This window comes from Streptomyces goshikiensis, assembly GCF_014650555.1.
Classification (GTDB): Bacteria; Actinomycetota; Actinomycetes; order Streptomycetales; family Streptomycetaceae; genus Streptomyces; species Streptomyces goshikiensis.
Map to the genome: position 1 here is coordinate 95478 of NZ_BMVE01000014.1, position 19737 is coordinate 115214.

Annotated in this window: 19 protein-coding genes and 1 pseudogene; 7 read left to right on the top strand and 13 right to left on the bottom strand. The window is 69.0% G+C overall.

All coding sequences use genetic code 11. The features are described 5' to 3' along the window. Positions 1-573: 573 nt before the first annotated feature. Together IE248_RS30670 and IE248_RS30675 are read left to right on the top strand one after the other, a co-directional pair. A complete protein-coding gene (locus tag IE248_RS30670; protein ID WP_229895630.1) occupies positions 574-1599 on the top strand; it encodes a hypothetical protein in 1026 nt (341 codons plus the stop codon). A gap of 164 nt (positions 1600-1763) precedes the next feature. Continuing rightward, positions 1764-2452 (top strand): annotated as a pseudogene (locus IE248_RS30675) (transposase). 67 nt (positions 2453-2519) lie between these two features. Here IE248_RS30675 and IE248_RS30680 read toward each other — a convergent pair. Next, complete coding sequence (locus IE248_RS30680; protein WP_229895651.1) at positions 2520-3281, bottom strand: SMI1/KNR4 family protein; 762 nt, start codon at positions 3279-3281, stop codon at positions 2520-2522. A gap of 462 nt (positions 3282-3743) precedes the next feature. Between IE248_RS30680 and IE248_RS30685 the strand changes: the two genes are divergently transcribed. From IE248_RS30685 to IE248_RS30700, 5 genes are all read left to right on the top strand, one after another. Beyond that, entirely contained in the window at positions 3744-3914 is a 171-nt protein-coding gene (locus IE248_RS30685) for a hypothetical protein (RefSeq protein ID WP_190032314.1), read from the top strand. A gap of 377 nt (positions 3915-4291) precedes the next feature. Then, positions 4292-4480 carry a zinc finger domain-containing protein gene (locus tag IE248_RS38715; RefSeq protein ID WP_434093870.1) on the top strand — a complete coding sequence of 63 codons (189 nt, stop codon included), beginning with the start codon at positions 4292-4294 and terminating at the stop codon, positions 4478-4480. Positions 4481-4760: 280 nt separating this feature from the next. Further along, positions 4761-5012, top strand: a complete 252-nt coding sequence (locus IE248_RS30690) for a SpoIIE family protein phosphatase (protein ID WP_229895631.1) — start codon at positions 4761-4763, stop codon at positions 5010-5012. Positions 5013-5788: 776 nt separating this feature from the next. Continuing rightward, positions 5789-7237, top strand: a complete 1449-nt coding sequence (locus IE248_RS38750) for a helix-turn-helix domain-containing protein (RefSeq protein ID WP_506417321.1) — start codon at positions 5789-5791, stop codon at positions 7235-7237. A 142-nt stretch (positions 7238-7379) separates the two neighbouring features. Then, a complete protein-coding gene (locus tag IE248_RS30700; protein WP_190032316.1) occupies positions 7380-7826 on the top strand; it encodes a hypothetical protein in 447 nt (148 codons plus the stop codon). A gap of 77 nt (positions 7827-7903) precedes the next feature. Here the strand turns inward: IE248_RS30700 and IE248_RS30705 are convergent, their stop codons facing one another. Genes IE248_RS30705 through IE248_RS30760 form a run of 12 tightly spaced genes read right to left on the bottom strand, consistent with a single transcriptional unit; the run spans position 7904 to position 19278 of the window. Then, the gene (locus IE248_RS30705) at positions 7904-11194 is read right to left on the bottom strand and encodes a LysM peptidoglycan-binding domain-containing protein (RefSeq protein WP_190032317.1); all 3291 of its coding nucleotides are present in this window, start codon (positions 11192-11194) and stop codon (positions 7904-7906) included. 23 nt (positions 11195-11217) lie between these two features. Further along, a complete protein-coding gene (locus IE248_RS30710; protein WP_190032318.1) occupies positions 11218-11664 on the bottom strand; it encodes a hypothetical protein in 447 nt (148 codons plus the stop codon). Positions 11665-11667: 3 nt separating this feature from the next. Continuing rightward, the gene (locus IE248_RS30715) at positions 11668-12111 is read right to left on the bottom strand and encodes a TadE/TadG family type IV pilus assembly protein (RefSeq protein ID WP_190032319.1); all 444 of its coding nucleotides are present in this window, start codon (positions 12109-12111) and stop codon (positions 11668-11670) included. Positions 12112-12128: 17 nt separating this feature from the next. Continuing rightward, the gene (locus tag IE248_RS30720; protein WP_308438191.1) at positions 12129-12596 is read right to left on the bottom strand and encodes a TadE family protein; all 468 of its coding nucleotides are present in this window, start codon (positions 12594-12596) and stop codon (positions 12129-12131) included. A 39-nt stretch (positions 12597-12635) separates the two neighbouring features. After that, complete coding sequence (locus IE248_RS30725) at positions 12636-12851, bottom strand: hypothetical protein (protein WP_229895632.1); 216 nt, start codon at positions 12849-12851, stop codon at positions 12636-12638. Between the two features lie 12 nt (positions 12852-12863). Further along, positions 12864-13745: a type II secretion system F family protein gene (locus tag IE248_RS30730; RefSeq protein ID WP_190032321.1), complete on the bottom strand. Its 882-nt coding sequence runs from the start codon at positions 13743-13745 to the stop codon at positions 12864-12866. Continuing rightward, on the bottom strand, positions 13742-14659 hold the full coding sequence (locus tag IE248_RS30735; protein WP_190032385.1) for a type II secretion system F family protein: 918 nt from the start codon (positions 14657-14659) through the stop codon (positions 13742-13744). Before IE248_RS30735 ends, IE248_RS30730 begins: the two co-directional genes overlap by 4 nt. An 11-nt stretch (positions 14660-14670) precedes the next feature. Continuing rightward, on the bottom strand, positions 14671-16224 hold the full coding sequence (locus IE248_RS30740) for a TadA family conjugal transfer-associated ATPase (RefSeq protein ID WP_229895633.1): 1554 nt from the start codon (positions 16222-16224) through the stop codon (positions 14671-14673). Beyond that, entirely contained in the window at positions 16214-17035 is an 822-nt protein-coding gene (locus IE248_RS30745; protein WP_190032322.1) for a CpaE/TadZ family protein, read from the bottom strand. The genes IE248_RS30740 and IE248_RS30745 overlap by 11 nt, the downstream gene beginning before the upstream one ends. Continuing rightward, entirely contained in the window at positions 17035-17751 is a 717-nt protein-coding gene (locus IE248_RS30750; RefSeq protein WP_229895634.1) for an SAF domain-containing protein, read from the bottom strand. The genes IE248_RS30745 and IE248_RS30750 overlap by 1 nt, the downstream gene beginning before the upstream one ends. A 52-nt stretch (positions 17752-17803) precedes the next feature. Further along, positions 17804-18691: an ATP/GTP-binding protein gene (locus IE248_RS30755; RefSeq protein WP_190032323.1), complete on the bottom strand. Its 888-nt coding sequence runs from the start codon at positions 18689-18691 to the stop codon at positions 17804-17806. Then, a complete protein-coding gene (locus tag IE248_RS30760) occupies positions 18685-19278 on the bottom strand; it encodes a hypothetical protein (RefSeq protein ID WP_143196386.1) in 594 nt (197 codons plus the stop codon). Before IE248_RS30760 ends, IE248_RS30755 begins: the two co-directional genes overlap by 7 nt. Positions 19279-19737: the final 459 nt, after the last annotated feature.

Consider the following 19737-nt stretch of genomic DNA (forward strand, 5'->3'; position numbering starts at 1 on the left):
AACCCGGCGCTGTTTCTCGGATCTCCGGACAGGGGTGGAGTGTTGAGGACAGGCTCGTCGTGTGGGGCGTGGGGATCTGACGCATGCGGAGTGGGAACGGGTGGAGTCGTTCCCTGCCTCGCGGTGGCGCACGTGGCGGCCGGTGAAGCGATCACCGCAGGGTGATCAATGGGGTGCTCTACCGGGTGCGGGCCGGTGTCCAGTGACGTGGTCTGCCCGGGCGGATCGGCCCCTGGGAGGGCTGAGCGGGGTCAGCCGCCGGGGTGCCTTCCGCCTGGCGGGCCGAAGTTCGACGAACTGCTCGCGTACCCGCGGCCGAGCGGCGCTGTGCACATCTCCGAGATGTTCCGCCCGGTGCCGCGGCACCGGGCACATCCTCGACGTGCACGATGTCCTGCACCGCGACCGTCTCGCTCTGCGCATCAATGATGGCGCGTTCTCCCCGATGGACCTCACTGCGAGAGCCGCCATTTCATGACGAGCTGTCAGATTCGGTGTCGGTGAGCGCCGGCACCGAGAGTGGCGACGGGCGCTCTTATATTTCACTTAGAACGTCCCCTTAGCGTCTCGTTCATGATGATGCAACGTGGTGCAGTCGGATCTGTTGTCCTCACGGCCGTAGCCTTGACGGCCATCGTCGGGGTGGCCGCCGCGGCTCCCGCCCCAGACAAGGCCGCCTCTGTGTCCCACGGCGAGGTGACGGACAATCTGTACATGTCGCTCGGCGCATTCGAGGATGCCACGTCCGGCGAGGACCCTAAGGTCAAGGCCATGATTGACCGTGCGGACATCAGCGGCGTACAGCTGGTGGTGCCCTGGAAGGCCCTCGAAGGGGAGAAGGGGGAGTACAAGTGGTCGCGACTGGACAATGCCCTGAAGTATCTCCAGGAACGCCACAAGAAACTGTTCGTCCAGGTTCAGGATCGGTTCTTCGATGCAGCCATGAAGGACGCCAACCTTCCCCAATATGTAAAGGACGAGGGCGGGGTTGCGCCGACGGTCGATGAGAACCCTGACAACCCCACCACCCATGGGGCCATGGCCGCGCAGTGGGACAAAAAGGTGCGAGCAGACTTCCAGGCCATGCTGAAGGCGATGGCGGGGAAGTACGACGGCAAGCTCGCCGGGGTAAACCTTCCGGAGACCGCAGTCGAGGTGGACACCAAGACAGATCAGACCAAGTACACCTCGAAGTCCTACATCGATGCCGAGATCGACAACATGCGTTACGGCAAGAAGGTCTTCACCAAGACGCAGTTCATCCAGTACATCAACTTCCTGCCGGATGACGACGACCACAAGCGCATGAAGGAGATGTTCGACCTCGCCAGGGAAATTAAGATCGGCATCGGAGGACCGGACACCCTGCCGGACCGGAAGTACCAGATGGAGAACTCCTACAAGTTCCTCCACGAATACAAGGATGCCCTTCCCCTCGTCGCCATGGCCGTCCAGGAACCCGACATCAACGCCAAGGACCCCAAGACCGGTAAGCCGTACACCCGCGAACGGTTCACGGACTTCGCTCACGACTACCTCGGTGCGCGCCAAATGTTCTGGACCACCGAAGCGGACTGGCTGCAGAAGCCCACGGCATGACACGTGCACGAGTACGGCCACTCAGACCCGTGTGAGTGAGCTCTTTCAGATTGGCCACTGATCGAGTGACCCTGGCCGAGTCAGGATGGGGACCGCAACGCACAGGGCTCCCGTGCCGTGGAGGGAGGTGTTCGAAGTCTCAACCCATGGGCACAGGAGCCCTGTTGGTTCCCCATCCTGCCGCACTCGACCTGCCTCATGCCCTGGTCGAGTGGGGTCTCCCTGCTCATCGTTACCCGTAAGGGTGACCGGCGCTGCAAGCTGCCGCCCCACCAGCGTGCCCTGGTCGGCCTGGTCCGTCTTCGCCGGCACGGCACGCTCGCACCGATCGCCGCCGGCTTCGGTATTTCCGTCGGCACCGCCCACGCTTGCGTCAAGGCCGTGGTCCAGCACGTGTCCGGCCGGGCGGCGGGCCTCCTGCGGGTCCTGCGCGAGACCGACCCGGATTGCGTCCTGCTCGACGGGACACTCGCCGGGTGCGACCGGGTCGCCGATCCCGCGGGCAACCTGCTGTGGATCTCACCCGCGCTGCCCGGCCAGCACTCACGACCTGACCGCGGCCCGCACCCACCGCATCATCCGGATCTGCGAACGCCAGGGCGTCCCCGTCCTCGCCGACCGCGCCTACATCGGCGCCGGCCACTGGGTGACCACACCGATCAGACGGCTTCCGAACCAGGACCTCACCACGAGCCGGCAGACGATCACCGGAGCCCTGTCGGCGGCGCGAGCACCGGTCGAACGAAGCGTCGCGCGACTCAAGTCCTGGCGCATCTTCAGTAAAGCCCGCTGCAGCCCCAACCGCATGACCACCATCGCCGCAGCCGTCCTCACCCTGGAACGTCAACGCTGACGAGGCTCGTTGCCGTTCCAGGGCGAGGACGGCTGTGGCGATGGCCTTGATCCGGCTGAGACCCGTTTCACGACCAGACAAGTCGACCTTCGGTGAACCGGCAGACCGGGAAGCTTCCACCGGCGATTTTCGTCAGCGTCTCTGCCACGGAGTCGAAATACTGGGCCATCGACTCGTACTCGCCCGTGACCGTGATCTCACCCACGAACCAGCTGCCGACGCGCCCGTCCCGCACGTCGATGAACTTTCCCCTCCAGCCGTCCTGGTCCGACAGGAACGGGATCCACTCGTTACGCCAGAACGGGTAGTCCGGCTGGTCCGGAGGGTCGAATCCGCAGGACGTGGAACGGTTCGCGTAAAGCCTCTCCATCGCCCGGATACCCAGAAAGAAGCTTCCCTCATCGGGGAACCCATCGAAGCCGCAACACATCACGTCGTCGTCGAAATCTTCTTCCGGCAGGTCCAGATTGTTTCGCAACAGCCACGTCCGCAGGTCCCCATGCAGGGAGATCCCCATCCGCTCTTCGGCTGCCGCGAGCATCTGCTCCGTAGCGGGCCCCGGCAGATCCGCGTGATCGACCGGCGCGTGCTCCCGAAGGAGACTCATCACGCACGACCAACTCTCAGCCACACTCATCGCCCTCTGCCCTCTGTCCTCTCTGTAGGGATGTCTCCGTCCGACTACGCCACTGCTCAGGTTGAGAAGTACAGGCCGGAGAACCTTGCAGGGATGGTACTTCGAGCGTGTGTTCCATTCCTCCCCACGTTCGTCTTCCGTCCCGAAGCGCAGGGTCGGCCCCTCAGTGAAGTGCCCGCCCGCGACTTTCACAGACAAGCCACTGTGCCTGGCGGGCCCAGCCGAAGAGTTTCCAGGACTCAAGCGAGGGCCGCGGCGTCACCCTGGGGGGCCCGAAGCTGAAAATGCTCAGTGACCGACCGCTCCCGGGGGCACTTCGCGATGGGGACTTGACCCCGGATTTTGGACATGTCTGTGCGGCTCGGGTCAGGGCGGTGTCTGTTGCTTGAAGTCGTTCTCGTAGGCGATCGAAGACTGTTGCCTGAGGCGGGAGTGCCGGCGTCGGGTGTTGTATCGGTCAGTCAGCGGAAGGCGTCGAGTCGCGCTTCACGCTCGCTCGACCAGCCTGCGAGGTTCCCGGAAGTGAGCGGTTGGGGGACGGTGCTCCTAGCGGGGCCCGCCCGGGGTGGCCTGTTCGACCGGCCGGGCCCCGCGCGTGGACCTCTCGCCTCGCGGCCGTTCCCGGCCTCGACCTTCCAGAGATCGGAGTTTCCGATGTCGGTGAATGAGACGACGGGCGCGGAGTTCGCCGCGAAGCTGCTGCAGGATGTGGAGTATGAGCACCTGCGCGCGGCCACCTGGCTCCTGGGCTCTCACCGGGACGGCTTCTGGCTGCGGGGCTTCGCCGAGGATCAGGAGCTCGCGCAAATGGCGGGCCATCCCTGATCGGAGTAAGCGACGGGATTGACTGGGAAGCGTTCACCCGGCTGATGCGCACCAAGCGGTCAAGCCTCACTTAGCAGAGGGCATTCTGGCCGTGCCGCTCGCCATGTCTGCCGCAGGGTGCTGCTCAGTGGGTCTGGGTGGCTGGTGACCGGGTCGCGGTCGGGCTGCTCGCGGTCCTTGGTGGCGGGCGTTGGGTGGCGGCGGGACGGTTGGCGGCATTCCACCCCGTTGAACTGCGATAACGGGGGAAGTTGGAAGGGGAACCGCTTGTCCGATGTGGAGGGTGTGGGCTAGAACCGCCGCGCCCCTGTACGAGGAGATGTCCCTCCGTGAACAGTGCCCCAGCTCTGATATCGGGTTCCGTTTTCGATGCCGCCATGGACATCGCGTACGAGACGCACCGGCAGTTTCGGCATGGTGCGTTCGCGGAAGCCTGTCCGACCTGCCACGTTCCCGCCGGCGAGCTCTGCCTGGCCCGGCGGAGTGTGCACGCCGCGCGCCGCCGAGCCCACCGCGCCCGCTCAGAGCCCACCACGGTGCCACTGATGCCGGCGTTGGGCCGGTGAGCGCATTCGCTGGTGGGCCCCGATCCAGCCCTACTGTGTCGGCCGGTCGTCCCACCGGCGGGGCGCGTCAGGGGGCCGTTACTTCGCCGAGGGCGGGCTTGTAAGCCCGCCAGGTTCACCGAGCCCTCCTCGGCCACGGCAACCACCGCCTCCGGTCGTCTGCTGCGCATCGCCCTCAACGGCGCCAGCGCTCAACTCGTCAACGTCGGCCACCCTGACCCCTGCTCGACGGCACGGTCGCCGAACTGCACCTCGCCGTGAACCTGCCTCCGGCGTTTCGATGCAGGACACCTGCCAGATCCAGGACCTCGACCTGTGCTCCGGCGACCGCCTCCTGCTCGCCACGGACGGCATGCAGGAACGCGACGCCGAAATCGTCGATCTGTCAGGCCTCCTACGCAAGACGGCTGTCGAGCATCCGCGCGCGTTCGTACGCACCTGGTCGGCGCAGTTGTCGACGCACACGGCGCCCACCCGCCCGGAAGACGACGCGACCGTCCTGTGCTTGGACTGGCACAGCCTGACCACTTGAACCCCAGGCAGGCGGCTGCGCATGATCGTGCCGCTCTTCAGAGGGCCGCTCGGAGCGTGACTCGGCAGGGTTCGACGGCCACCGCGATCCTGTTCACCCCCGCCAGTTCGGGCGGGCGGCTGCTCCTGCAGACCCGACGCGCTCCCTGGTCCAGGACTGGTTCCCCGACGTGGTCGCGGCCGCCGAACAGCTGCTGGACGGCCTCTCGTATGGGCCGAAGGCGGCTACACCGGTTCCCTCGTCGGCTGGTGCTGGGATCAACTCGCCCTGACCTTGGAGACGGTTCTATGCGTCGAGCGTGTGGTGTGCGGCGGTGGCGGACGCGTCCTTGAAGCGCTGCGCGTGGTGGGTGCCGCCGATCGGGTTGAGCTTCACTACGACGAACTGCCCCTGACAGGGGGCGTGGTGTGGCCGCCGGGGGAACTCACCGGTGAGTCACCGCTACTGCTGTCACCTGGTCGTGATCCCGGTAGGGGCGCCGTGGTGATCGGTTCGGTGACGTCCACCCTGTTGTGTCGGGCATGACCTTGCCCGAAACCCTAAACGGGCCCCGCCACGAGTGGCGGGGCCCGCGAGTCCTCGACCCAGGCCTGGTCCGCCTGGGTCGAGGAAGAGCACCTAGTCGCAAGAACTGGAGGTGCGCTGAATGATGAGCGTACGCGGAATCCCCCTGGGCGTGCCACATCGTGCCCCTCACAGCGCACACGCGTTGACCACAGCGGCGGTGGTGCGTTGTGGCGCTTGAACCCATTCTGTGGGCTCTGCATGACAGTCCCGTGGCCAGTACGACCGATCGGATGCTGCTGGCCGGCCTGGCGGAGAAAGCGGACTCCGACGGCTGCAACGCGTTCCCCTCACGCCGCACCCTCGCCAGGATCGCCCTCTGCGACGTCAAGACGGTCCAGCGGCGCCTGGCCGCCCTCGTGGAGCAGGGTGTGATCGCGCTGGGGGACCAGGACACCGCCCGGTACATTCCCAAGCAGGCCCGCCCCAAGGTGTACGACCTGCAGATCCCGGCAACCTGGTACGGCCCGGAGCGCCTGGCCCGGGTGAACCAGGACCGGGCAAACCGAGGCTTGCAGCCCTTGACGAACGAGAATCGCGCCCCACTTTCGCCGGCCCCGCCCCGCGTTCCGCGCAGCGACAGGGGAAAGCCGCGCACTGGGGGAGGGGACTGCCAGTCCCCTCCCGTGGAGCACCCTGAATCCGGCGGGAGGGGGGACTGCCAGTCCCCGGGCAGGGGGGACTCTGTGTCCCGGCAGGGGGGACTGACAGTCCCCCAACCCTCTCCATCAACCCTCCCCGTGACTGAAACCCCCGTAGCGCCTGCGGCGCGTAGCGCCGATGACGCCCGCAGGGCAGGTGCAGGTAGTAGCGTGCGCGAGGCCGGCGGCTCCGCCGCGCCCGCAAACGCCAACGCGCCCGCCCTGAGATCCGGTCGGGCGGCGCAGGCCTCCCACCGCATCCCCCCAGCGCTGGCAGATGCCGTCCGCGCGGTGGAAGCGGGATGGCCCAGGGAACTGGCGGCTCTGCTGCCAGACCACCGTCCGGCGGTGCTGAGGGAGGCGATCCTGCAAGCCCTGGACGGCGGGCGCACAGCACACCAGCTGGTGGAACGGATCCAGCGACGATGGTGGACCCACGGCTACGCCCGAGCCCTGGCCGAGGGACAGCTCACCTCCGCGGTGGGCGTCGCGGTCGCTCTGGTGCGCCCGTCCGTGGACTGTCCTGATCCGATGTGCGAGGACGGCGTGACTCTGCACCTGGGTGACGGATGCCCGAAGTGCGATCAGCGTCGCACGGACCGCCGCCGGGGCCAGGTGCCCGCACTTCGGGAGAAGCGCCCCGCGCCTCAGTGGTGGGAGTGCGAAGGCCAGGGCTGCACGGCTGCCGGCAAGGGGCACCGGCCGGCTGGCGGCTTGTGCTGGCAGTGCCAAGAGCGGGTCGAGGAGGCCGCCGCGCAGACCGCCGTGCAGCGAGTGAGCGCAACCCTGGCAGCCGAGGCTGAGGCGGCCGAGGCGGCGGCCCGCCTGCGGAAGACGATCCGCTGGGCGCGCATGCTCGACGAGGCCTACACAGAGCACGCGGAGCGCGGCAGGACGGCGCAGGAGCTGGCCGAGGCGCAGCGGCAGGCCGAAGCCGATGCAGAACAGGTACGCATCCTGCGGGAGCAACTCCTGCGCGAGCACCCCGAACTGGCGGCATACGCACAGGAGCAGACGTGAACGCCTGTCCGGCTCCATTGGATGAGTCTGAGAGAGGCAGCTCCTTGCAGGCGCCCGGGTGTCGTCCCGCTGGCCACAGGTCCGTCAACTGCCCACGATTTCCGCGAGTTTGTTCAGTTACGCCAAACAAGGAGGTTGCGAGATGAGTTTGGTGCTGCGAATCGATACGGACGGTCGGACGGCCCTGATGCCGTGTCCGGCTGATGCACTGGAGAGCGCCTTGCTGATCCGGGCAGGGGTGGGGGGCTCTGCAGATACGGCGGTCTACCACCGCCGGGCCGTGCTGCATGTCCACGGCAACGGGCAGGCCGAGCGTCTCCCGCTGAACCTGTCGGCATGGGTGCTGGCTTCGGTGTGGCGGGGATTCGAGATGCCCTACGGGCTTCACGGCACGGTGATGGTGACCGGACCGCAGTCCGAGGCGCTTGATGCTGATCTTGTGGCAGAGATCCAGGCCGTGTGTGCGGCGGTGGCCGAGGTACGGGCTGAGTGGCAGGACCGCCCGCCGGTCGGCGAGAACGCCGCCCGCGCCGAACTCCTTGCGGCGGGCCGGCACGCCAGGTATGCGCTGCGCGCTCCGATGTCCTGAGCCTTCATATATCGAGTGTGCTGGACGGCTGCGGGGAGCGGTGTTCCCCACAGCCGTCCAGCGTGTGCGATGTCGTGTCAGACCGGCACGGTGTTCGTCTCGGAGGGCGCTGGCTTGCCGGAGAGGACCAGGGTGATGGTGTCCTCGGTGGTGTCTTCGAGGGTGATGTCGTACGTCCGTGCCATCTGCTGGATGCGGGCGACGGTTCGGCGGATCGCGGCGTCGTTCCCGGCGGCCCGTTCGATGGTGAGCAGGTCGCGGTAGAGGGTTTCGGAGGTTTCCTCGACTTCGAGGGCTTTGTGGACGGTGTGGCGGGCGGCGTCCAGGTCGGGCCGGGTGCTGTCGGTCTGCCAGCGGGCGAGGGTGTGGGCGGTGTCGGTGATCCTCGACAGCATGTCCTGGACGACCGGGTCCGCCCATGGGAGCGTCCGGCCGCCGAAGGGCTTGCCCCGCACGAGCGCCATCGCCGCCTCCAGGTCTTCGATGCCGGCGCTCGGGCCTGCTGCGAGTCCCTGGCGGGCGAGGGTCTGGAACTGTGTCCAGTCGGAGGTTACGGCCGGGTGGAAGACGTATCCGGCGCCCGTTTTGGGGCGGGGCAGCAGCGGCTGGCCGTCCGTGTGGAGACCGACGACGCCGCGTAGTTCGGACAGGCGTGAGTGCAGGGTCCGGGTGGACCAGGGGCTGGCCGGGTCCATCGCCTGGCACAGGGCATCAGCGGTGCGGCCGGGCCGCAGGTGGATGAGGGCAGCGATGGCCGCGGTGCGCGGGCTGTGCGCGGTGCTGTCGCGGCCGGTGATCCGCAGCGGCCCCAGCACCTCGATCCGCACCTCGGTATCCCCGCCTTCACCCGCACCGGCGGCTGTTTGGCGGGGAAGCTGCGTGGACACCGCCGAGGGATCCAGCGTGATGACCGCCGCGCCATCTGCTGTCTGGGCCGCCTCTGCGGCCCCTTCGGACTCCGTGCCGCTGTCGTTCGTGATGCCTGCTTCGGCGGTGCCGTCGCTCTCGGTGGGCTCCGTGGGGGCGGGGATACGTCCGGGGGATCCGGCGATGAAGAGGGCGGGGAAGGGGTTGCCGGGGTCCAGGGATTCATCGCCGACGGCGTGCACTGTCAGCGGGGCCCCGCCGGCGGCCGTCTGGCCGTGGTCCTCGGCGTTCGCCCACGGCCCGGCCGCGGCCTGCGGCTCCCGGATGGATACCTGGAGGGCGTGGACATACTGCCGGTACTGCTCATCGGTGATCCGCTGGAGATCCACCGACGTCTCCAGCACGGCGACGGTGGTGTCCTGGCCGCGGGTGACGTTGAGGACTTCGGCGTGGGGGAAGCATCGGCGGGCCGCCGCGCTGGCGGGCAGGACGACTGCGGTGTCCAGGGTCCGGCCGGCGGCGAGGGCGTCGGCGAGCTGCACCAGATGTTCGTCGTCCACGTCCCCGGCGCCGACCGCCAGCCACGGAAGCACCTGCTCCCCGCTCTGGTGCGCTTCCAGCATGAGCTCGCCGAGGTCGGCGGCGACGGCGGGAAGGTGCGGCATCGTCCGGATCCGGCCCTGCGGAAGGAGCCCGGCGAGGCGGGCGCCGAGCCCGGTGGTGAGGATCTCGCTGTAGTCGGTCCACGCGCAGCTACCCAGCTCCAGCGCGACGGCGCGCGCCACCTCCAGCACCTCTTCGTCGGGGCCGTCCAGGAGCAGGATCCGGCAGGTCATCAGGTCGATGAGGACAAGGCCGTCGGTGTCGGCGCCGAGGGTGACCAGGCCGGGGTAGGGGGCTTGGACATCGGCGAGCTCCTCGGCGGTCAGGAGTTCCGCCGCAGGGTCGAGCGTCCAGGTGCGGGTATTGGAGCCCGCGGTGAACGGGGCTACGGGCGGCGCGGGTTCGTCCAGCAGCAGGGTGACCCCGGCAGCGTCGAGGCGGGCACCGCGCAGCGCGGGCAGGTCGCGGCTGTCGGTCACTGCGTGGTGGGCGAGGGTGCGCAGCACGCGGTCCAGGAGATTGATCCCGGCCGGCTCTGATGTCGCGGCCAGGAGTTGCTCCAGCTCGGTCGGCTCCTCGTCCTTGGCGATGGTCTGTCCGGCCTTGCGTTCGCGCTGTTGCAGGATCCGGCGGACACCGAGCGCCCCGGCGAGGGAGGCGGCCAACAGCGTCCCGATACCGGCGATCAACGCGAAGTTGACGTGGCTGCCCGCCGTCTCGTCGGCCCGGAGCGCAGTGGCCGACGGAGCCGGCTGCGCGGCCTCGGCCGTCGCCGAGGGCGAAGCGGTCGCGGAAGCGGACAGCGAGGGTGCGGGTTTCGTGGCGGAGGCGGATGGCGCCGGCGTGGGTGGTGCGGGTTTTGTGGTGGGCGGCGGGGTGGCACTGTCGTCGGTTCCGGGATCCGGTTTGGCCTCCTGCGGCGGGGCCGGGTTGGAGGCGCTGCCGGGCAGGGTGAGGTGCTGGCCGGGTTGGATCAGGTCGGGGTTCGTGAACGCCCCGCCGCCGGGGAGGGGGCCGCCCTTGTTCAGGTCGAAGATCTCCCCGTACCGGCCAGCGCTGCCCAACTGGCTTTCGGCGATTGCGGTGAGGCTGTCGCCGTTCTTGACGGTGTACGTCGTGGGGGTGGCCGTGCCGGCCTGCTCAGGCGCGGGTCGGGTGTCTGTCGGTGCGGACCGCGCGTCGGCCAGTGGGGGACGGGCGTCGGCGGGGAGGTGCAGGATCCATCCGGGCTGGATGGGCTGGTCGGTGTGGAAGGTGTTGCCGTCGGTCATGGTGTTGCCGTCGTTGAGGGCGGCGATGTCTCCCCAGCGTCCGCCGTCGCCCAGGCGCGCCTCGGCGATGGACCACAGGCTCTCGGCCGGCTTGGTATCCCGCACGGTGTGCGTCGCCGTGGAGGCCTGGCCGGGGTCGGCGGCAGCGACGCTTCGCGCGCCGTCGATGCCAGGGGTCGCGGCCACAGCTGCGGTGGTGGTGTGGGTGGCGGCCTGGGCGGGGGAGGGGGCCGCGGCAAGGGCGGTCCCGGCGGGCAGCGCGAGGAGGACGGCGCTGACCAGGGCCGCGGCGGCGCGCTGTCCGACCAGGCCGCGGATCTGCGGGGCGGATCGGCCCCGGAGCTGCGCGGGAACCTCCAGCAGCACCGAGACGGCGAACAGCGCCCAGCCCGCCCAGCCTGCGACGGCGAGGGCGAGGAGGAACACCTGCCCGGAGTCGTCAGTGGACAGCAGGCTGGACAGGGCCGCGAGTCCGGGAGGCCCGACGACGGAGGCGGCCCACCACAGCAGCACAGGCAAACCGGCCAGCACAGCGGCCAGGACAGTGAGGCTGACCAGGCCCCGCAGAACGGCGGCTGCCGTCTGAGCACTGCTGCGCGCCGGCGGGACCGGGTTGCTGTTCGGCATGAGGGTCCTTCTCGGTTCGGGGGTTACTCGGGCTGGGTGACGCCGTGCAGTAGGCGGGCGCTGCCGTGGCCGGACACGCTCATGGAGCTGATCCCGGCGGCGGACAGGAACTTCGTGGCGTAGGTGTCGGACACGGTGACGGTCAGTTGGGTGCCGTCCGGGGACAGGGAGACGCTGCCGTGGGTGCCGGCGCGGGCGAGGTAGGCGCGGGCCGCGGCCGCCGCCGCTTCCGGGTCGGCGCGCAAGGTTTCGCCGGCGACTGCGGCGGCTGGGTCGATGGCCTGGCCGGCTGCGCGGGCGGCTTCCATCGCGACGGCGTCCGCCCGCTCTGTCGCGCGGAGCTTGCCCGCGCCGTCGATGGCCAGCCCGATGATGCTCAGCAGGGCGATGGTGACGATCGCGGTGTAGACGGCGATCCCGCCCCTGTCCTCGCCTCGCCGGCTGCGCCACCAGGCCTCTACTGCCCGCATCGCTCAGCCCTCCCGGGAACGGAACGCGTCTACTACCGACGTGAACCGGCTTGTCATGGTCTTGCTGCCAGGCATTCCGGGGAGCAGAAGATCGGACATCGCCACCGTGCAGGAGATCGTGACGGTGACGGTGCCGACCTCGCCGAGGGGCACGGCTAGTCCGGAGGCGTCGACGTTCGTGGATGACGACGCGCAGCGGATGCCCTGGTCGTCGAGGGAGCGGGCGGCCGCGGCGGCGGCCTCGGCCTGGGCGCCGCTGTAGGTGCGGGAGATCGACGCGGCCCGGGCGGCGTCCTCCGCGGCGGCATCGATCTTCGCCCCCGAGGTGACGATCCGGCCCCCGGCGATCGCCAGGCAGAGCAGCATCAGCAGCAGCGGGGTGACGACCGCGGCCGCGATCGTCTCACTGCCCCGGTCGCCGCCTACCCGCCGACGAAGCCACGTCACATAGGGATTGGGCGTGATCACGGGGTGGTCCACCGTTCACGCGGTGCGGACGCCGACTGCGAGACACTCAGTCCGGACAGTCCCGGGATGAGGGACAGGGCTCGGCCGGTGACGGTCACCCGGACCTCGGTCGCCGAACTTCCCGTAGTACTCACACTCCTGCCGGCGAGGCTGTCACCCGCGATCCGGCCGAGAGTCTCGGTAGCCTGGGCCGCGCCCGCTCCTTCGGGAGCCTGGTAGACGCGGGCGGCCGCGACGCCTTCACGAGCCGCGGTGAGAGCGATGTTGCGGGCATAGACCCACATCGACGCCTGCACGACAGCCACGGTCACGAGCAGGATGAACGGGAAGACGATCGCCATCTGGATGGACGACTCCCCGCGCTCCCCGCCTCCGTCGCCTTGCACGGTTTCGCCGGCACTGCGGACGCGCGTCAGCCACCAGCGCCTAGCCCTTCCGGGCTTTCGGCCGCCGTCGTGGTTCACCTCGTCTCCTTCCCGTCTCTGCGCGTGCATCCGGTCCTCTCAGATACCGGAGAGGCTGGTGTTGTATTTGGCGATCACGACGGCGATGGTCCCGGCGATCGCGAGGGCGCCGGCGGTCGCGGCCACCCAGATGATGATGGTCGTGATCGAGATGTCGCCCCGGTCATCGGCCTTGCCCTGCTCGATACGGGACTTGAACCACGCGGCGGTGGCGGTGGCGGCGGTCGTGGCGCGGACGGCGAGCTTGGTCATCATGACGGTGTCTCCTCAGGTGTTGAGCATGCGGATGATGGCGGGGAAGGCGATCAGGAGCATCACCAGGACAGCGAGGAGCGCGCCGGGCGCGGTCATCTTCTCGCTGTCCGAGTTCGCGTCGGCTGCCTGCGCGGCCAGCAGCTCAGTGCGCAGGTTCTTCGCGCGGGAGCGCAGGGTCGCGTAGACGGAGGCGCCGTCGTCGGCGGACTGCCGCATGATCGCCGCGAGGTCGTCCAGGACGGGCAGGTCCAGCTCGGCGGTCAGACGGGCCAGGGATTCCCAGTGCTGGACCTTGTCGACGCGGGAGCGCGCCAGTGCAGTCTGGATCCGTAGGAACGCCCATCCGCAGCCGACTTGGGCGGCCTGCTCCATGGCCTGCTCGGCTGAGACGTTCCCGGCCCGGCGCAGCGCGACCAGGTCCAGGTAAGCGGCCATGGCGTGCGCGAACTCGGCCCGGGCGCGTTTGGCGTTGTCGCGCAGGGCGAGGTCGGGGGCGAACCACAGGACGGTGGCGGCGAGTATGCCGACGATGGCGGGCAGGTAGAGGGGCAGGCCCAGGAGCAGCAGCGGGATCGTGGACAGCGGCGGCAGCAGCAGACCACCCACCGCGAGTGCGACCTTCGTCAGCAGGAACCGGGCCGGGGTGGAGCCGGTCAGGGCCAGGTCCTTGTGCGGGATCCGTACCCCGGGGACGTCGGTGAGGTGGTCCAGCAGCCACTGCCCCCACAGCTCGTCACGGGACGCCGGCCCGCCTGTGGGGGAGGCGGGGACGGGCTGGTTCAGGCGGCGCAGCGCCGGCCCGAGCGCCGGGGCGGGCCGTAGCACCTCTCGGATCAGCAGCGCGGCACCAGCACCGATCGCGGCCCCGGAAACGATCGCAGCGACGGGCATCATGCGATCGCCTCCGTAATCTGCGCGCCCTCTTCAACCGGAACGGGTGCCGGGGTGACGGCGCTACGCGGGTCGGCGATCAGGAACCGGGGGACTGGTTTGACGTAGGCGATCTGCCGCATCAGTGCGAGCACACCCACGAACCCCGCGGCCAGGACGCCGAGGACCAGCTGCCCCAGGAGCGTTCCATACGGAGCGGTGTAGGAGGGGATGAGGAATCCGGCCCCGGCGACACCGAGCGTGATGATGGTCATCCACCGCATCGTGGTGCGGGGTTTGGCGCGGTCGGCCTCGATCGCCCGGCGCCGGGCCACTTCCTCGTGGACGGACTCGGCGAGGTCATCCAGGGCCTGGGCGAGCCCGGGGCCACGGTCGGCGGCCGACAGCACCAGCGCTGCGACCACTTTGTCGGCGGTCACGTCATCCAGCGCGTCACCAAAGTGCCGCAGCGCGTCCGTCGGGCGCCACCCGACATGAAGGCGGTCGACCAGGTCCCCGACCTCCCCGGCGATGTCCTCGGGGCAGCCCTTCCGGGAGATCTGCAAGGCCTCGTCCAGCCCGCGGCCCAGTCTGAGCACGTTGGCCAGGCGCTGCGTCCAGTCGCCGAGAGCCTCCAGCTTCCCGATCCTCGCGGCCGCCGACTTCGTGGGCGCCAGCAGCCACGGCACCCCAACGACCGCCAGGAACACGAGCGCCCCGGCGACGAACATGCCCGTGACCAGCCATAACACAACGCCAGCCAGAGCTCCGGCAGCAATCCGCGTACGGCGGGCCATCGCCGCGTCGCGTGAGACCATGCTGCGCCCGGCCCGCAGGCGGGCGGTCAGCGACGGCCCGGCCGGCGCAGTCGTGCCGATGATCCCGACGGCAAGGCCGACCAGGCCGCCCGCGACGGCTAGCCCGCACAGCACCCACATCAGCAGTGCGGTCACAGCGCCCCGCCCCTTTCGGTGAGCAGCAGGAGCGGCAGCGCCGCGGTCCATGCCCCGCTGGGCTTGCCGAGGAGGGAGGAGTCGAATCCGGCGCGGCGCAGGTCGTTGATGCAGCGGGGGTGCATGAGCGGTACGGCCCGGTGCTCGTTCCACTCCGGGCGTGGTCCGAAGATGGCGTTCGTCTCCGGGCGTCCGCCTTCCCCGATGCCGGTGACTTCCAGGACGTGGGAGACGAACCGGTGACGGTGTCCGCCGATCTTCGTTTCATCGATGGAGGAGACGAACACGATGAAGTGCAGGCCGTTCGCGGCCTGCCGGTAGGCGAGCGCCTCGGACATGTTGGCTTGGGCGAGGAGGTACAGCTCGGCGATCCGGTCGAATACGACGGAGGGGTGGATGGAGTGCAGGGTGCACAGGTTGCCGCCGGCGCCGTTCGTCATTGCCTGGAGCATCGCCACGATCTCCGGGCCGCGGACCTCGCCGACCACGATCCGGGTGAGCGTCATCCGCAGCGCCCGGTACATCAGATCCATCAGCGTGATCTCGCCGGCCGCGACCCCGCCGACCCTCTCGCCGTTGGACTCTCGGGCCTCCATCGGTACGACCTGCCGGTGGTGGCCGTTCTCGTGGGCGAAGAGTTCGTACTCGGTCTCCAGGGTCGCGAACCGCTCGTCCGGATCGATCTCCTTGAGCAGCGCGCGCAGCAGGGTTGTCTTGCCCGCCGCCTGACCGCCGACGATCATCACGTTCTTCTCCGCGCGCACGCAGGCACGCAGGAACTGCTCAAGGGTGGTGTCGAGCATCCCGCGGTCGACTAGCTCGGGCAGGTCAGCGTGGCGCATGCTGTGCCGGCGGATCGTCACATAGGTACCGGGGGTCACGTCGATGACGGCCTGGAGGCGGGATCCGTCCGACAACCGCAGTGCCAGGAACGGGTCCGCTGTCGACAGACTGCGCTCGCTTTGGCCCGTCGTCCTGCGGGCCAGGTCCCGCAGCAGCTCGCGCAGCTCGTCGTCGGAGTCGGCGACCGGCGCCACCTGCACACGCCGCCCGTCAGTGAAGTCCAGCCACACGTCCGTGTACGTGTTAATGAAGATGTTCTCCACCAGCGTGTTGTCCAGGTGCTGTTGCAGACGGCCCGCCCGGAACTGGAGGTCGAACACGGCCTGCGCGGTGACGGCGTCCTCGGCGGTCGACGTCGCACTCCCGCGCTTGACGGCCTCGGCGTCCGACCACACCGCCACCTGCTCATTGATCAGGTGCCGGCCCTGCTGCTCCTGCGCGGCCGCACTCAGCCCCGGGCGGGAGCGGAGCAGCTCCGTGAGCCGGTCCCCGACCTCCTTCTTGATCAGGCGTACGGCGGTGTAGTCGATGGTGATCGGATCGCCCGACGGCGTCGCCGCAGCTGGTACGGGCAGGGTCCGGCGGGGATCGACCGGCACCGTACCTCCGGCTGCACCGGTGCCGATGACGGGGTGAGGTACGGCGAGGCGGTCCTGAAGCGAGGTGTCCGCCACTACGGGGTTGTTGTGCAGGGGGCTAGCGCGCACCGTTCACACCCCCTGCCGTCACGGTGCCGGGCGGGGGCGGGGCGAGACGCGAGCGGCGGATTGCCACCAGCTCCTGCACCCGCACCGCAGCCGACCGTGCCGCCCTCATCAGCTCCCCCGATTCGAACCGTCGCGGGGGCTCCGCCCCGTCCGACAGCACCTTGGCGTCCTTGGGCCGCCACGGCAGGACAGCCGTCACCGGCACCTCCAACCGCTTGCGAACCTCATCCTTGGAGTACGGGCCCTCGTCCACGAGCAGCACGCCGACCTCTCCGGCGCCGCCCACCACTTCTCGCAGTGCTTTCAGGCGTAAATCGGCGCTCTGCAGTCCGCGCAGCGTGTTGCGGGCGACCACGACCACGGCGTCGGCGCGCTGTGCCAGCACGGCGGAGCTGCCGACGGCGCCACGGCGGCCGAGGTCCACCAAGACGTCGTGCCCGTGCTCCTCGATCCCTGAGAACAGCGAGGCCAGGGGCTTCCACACGTGTTCCATCGCGGAGGCGTGCGTGGGGTCGTAGAGACCGGGCAGGACCAGCCGGTCGCGGGTCCCGGCATCGGTGATGTCCACCAGCTGCCGCCAGAAGGCCTCACCCAACTGCCCTTGACGGCCTGCGACGGCGAGATGCCGCAATCCGTGCGTGTTGCCGAGCGTGCCCTGGAGGGCTCCCGGGAGGATCGCCCCGCCGTCCGGGTCCGCCTCGGCAAGCACCACACGATGCCCCTCCGGCAGCGGCCACGTCATCAGCAGCGCCATCGCCACAGTGGTGGCCCCCGGCGCACCCAGCCCGCCCGCGATCGCGACGACAGCCATCAGCCCTCCCGCGCGGCGAGAATCAACGCCACCGCACCCGTCGCCACCCGCGAGGCAAGCGCCGGGCCGTCACTCGCAGGCACGGCCACATCCACGACCACAACCCCGGTGGCGGGAGCCGGCAGCCCCACCGCAACCACGGTGGCCGCGAGTGTCTTGGGCGCTGCCCCCGCAGCCCCCTCGACAGGCTTCCCGCCCCCGGCCTGGGCCGCGTCCGGGGTGGATACGATCAATACCTGCTGACCGGAAGTCAGCCGGCTCGCCGGAAGCTGCGACGGCTTGAGCGCCACCCCCACCAACTGCTCACCCGGCTTGACCAGGGACACAGCAGTGACCTGCGAGGGGGACAGCAGCGTCCCCGCCTTCAAAGCCACTGCGGCCCGCTGCCCGACCGTGCCCGATTTCTTCCCCACCGGCAGCGCCTTGACCGCCGGATCCAGAGCGAGGGAAGCCGTGGTCAGGTCCGCCTCGGTGATCGGCGCGCCGACCTGCACGTCCCGGGCCACCACCAGCACGGCCGTCCGCTGCCCCGACGCGGTGAACAACAGGGCTCCCGATAAGCCTCCGGCAGCGATCAGGGCGACGGACAGGGCGATCAGCCCCGGACGGCGCCGGCGCTGCCGCAGGACCCGCGGCGCGGCCGCCGACCCCTCGGCAGGACCGGCGGGCGGCGGGACGGAAGCCTGACCCGGCACGGCCGGGGTGGTGGTGCTCACGTGCTGTGCCTCCTGAAAGAGGAAAAGGAAGTTTGTACGGTCGCTTGGGTCGTTACTGGCCGACGACCTGGAGTTCTCCGACTGACACGGTGAAGGGGGACTGGCGGACCTCGGTCAGTTGCCCGGTCTGTCCGCCGCCGGTAACCGCCCAGTTGACCGTCCACGTGGTCGTCGCGGTGCCCTGGTACTTATTGGCTGGTTGGTGGGCCGACGGTGTGCGGTAGACGTGGCCACAATCCGGAGAGGGCGACATGCCCCGAGCGGCCGAGTAGGCGGTGCCTGGACCAGTGCAGGTCACGGTGGAGCCGTCGCCCATGCGCCAACTGATGGACGACACCTGGGCCGTGGCGCTGACGGTGATACCGCCTGCCGAAGCGGAAGCCGTGTTCGGGCCCCACGTTGTCGGGCTCGGAGTCACCCACAGCCACATGGGTACCCCTACCGTGTACGTGCCCTCAGGTCTCGGGCTGGCGACCGCAGGGCCCGTCAAGAGCATGCTGTCCACGGCCTGCTGCGCCAGCACTGCCGGGGCGATGGTCACTTCGTCGGGGGTGGCGGCCCATACGGTCGTGACAACGAAGTAGCCTGCCTCCTTCTCGTCGACCCATTCGCATTCCTGGAGGTAGACAGCGCCGTCGCCGGGCTCATGGCCCTCCCACTCTGGACTGCCCGCCGGCGGCTGAGGGTTCTTGAGGGCTTTGGTGCAGCGCCAGTGATCGCGCTCGTTCTCGGCCCCGGATCCCGGCTTGGGCGCAGGCGGCTGCGACGACCTTTTATCTTGGTCACCGCCTCCCGATTCCTCCCCAGGCTTCTTCACGCACAAGGTGATGTATTTGGTGCGTCCTTTGCAGACGCCGTCGTCTGCCGCAGCGGGGCTTGCGAAGCCGAGTGATGCAGTGACGGACAGGAAGACGGCCCAAGCCGTGGTTTGTCTCAGCATGTACGGTCACCGTTCGGCGTCATCGCGACCACCATCCACCGCCCAGACCACTGTTCCACCTCGGCCACTGCCACATAGCGCATGGGCTGCCCGGACGGTGAGAGCTCCTCCTTCCCAGACGATCGGTTGACTGTCCGCCAGGTTGAGATGTCCAGACAGTCGGTGACCGTAGCCCCAGGATGCTCGCCGGACATCTGCAACGACGTCACTTCCGCTCGGTGGCCGGGTGCACCCTGCATGGCGAGTCCGGCCTTTTGCAGATTGGTGACATCAGTGAGGGCTTCGTCCAACGCCTTGTTGGCCGCGTACTTCACCAGTTGGGTGCCCTTGTCCGAACCGGCCGCGTATGCCTTTACAGACTCGGCCCAGAAGCCGGTGTAGGCGGCCAGAATCTCGGCCTTCTCGGCTGCCCGAGGGTCGGCGGAGAGGGCGGTGGAAGCGCTCGGACTCGGGGGTGCAGGTGCGGGGTTTACCGTCTTTCCCTCTTTGGAGCAGCCGGTGAGCAGGGCTGTGGCCGTGAGCACTGCAGCGGTGGTGGCGGTGAGGATCCGGCGGTGTACGGCGGATCCAGTACGGCGTGTGCTCACGTTGGTCTCCCCGGTTGTCGCCTGGCCGCGGTGGTCACGGGTTACCTCACCCCGGCGCGTGAAATCGCTGCTGCAACGGGTTGAGTCGCAGCGGCGTGTGTATTGGGCACCCTACGACGTCACTCCGATACGTCCTATGGGGTTTCGTGGGGTGCAACTGTGCGGTCGTCGTGGTTTAGAAGTAAATACCTTCAACGTCAGCGCAGTTAATCCCCTTTCGATTGGCGTGTCGCCCCAGCGCATGGGACGGTTTCGGTGTCTTTTAGCCCGCCGGTGACTGCTGGCTCAAAGTGGATGTCGTGGCTCATTCTTTGCGTATGTGATGGCGTGGATTGTTGTCGGAGGAACGGGTGACGATGTCTTCCATCCTTGACGCCGACTGTCACCGGTTCACTCACCGGTGACAGTCGCGGAGGTCACGGTCAAGCCCCGCAACACGCGGGGGTGCGGGTACGTTGA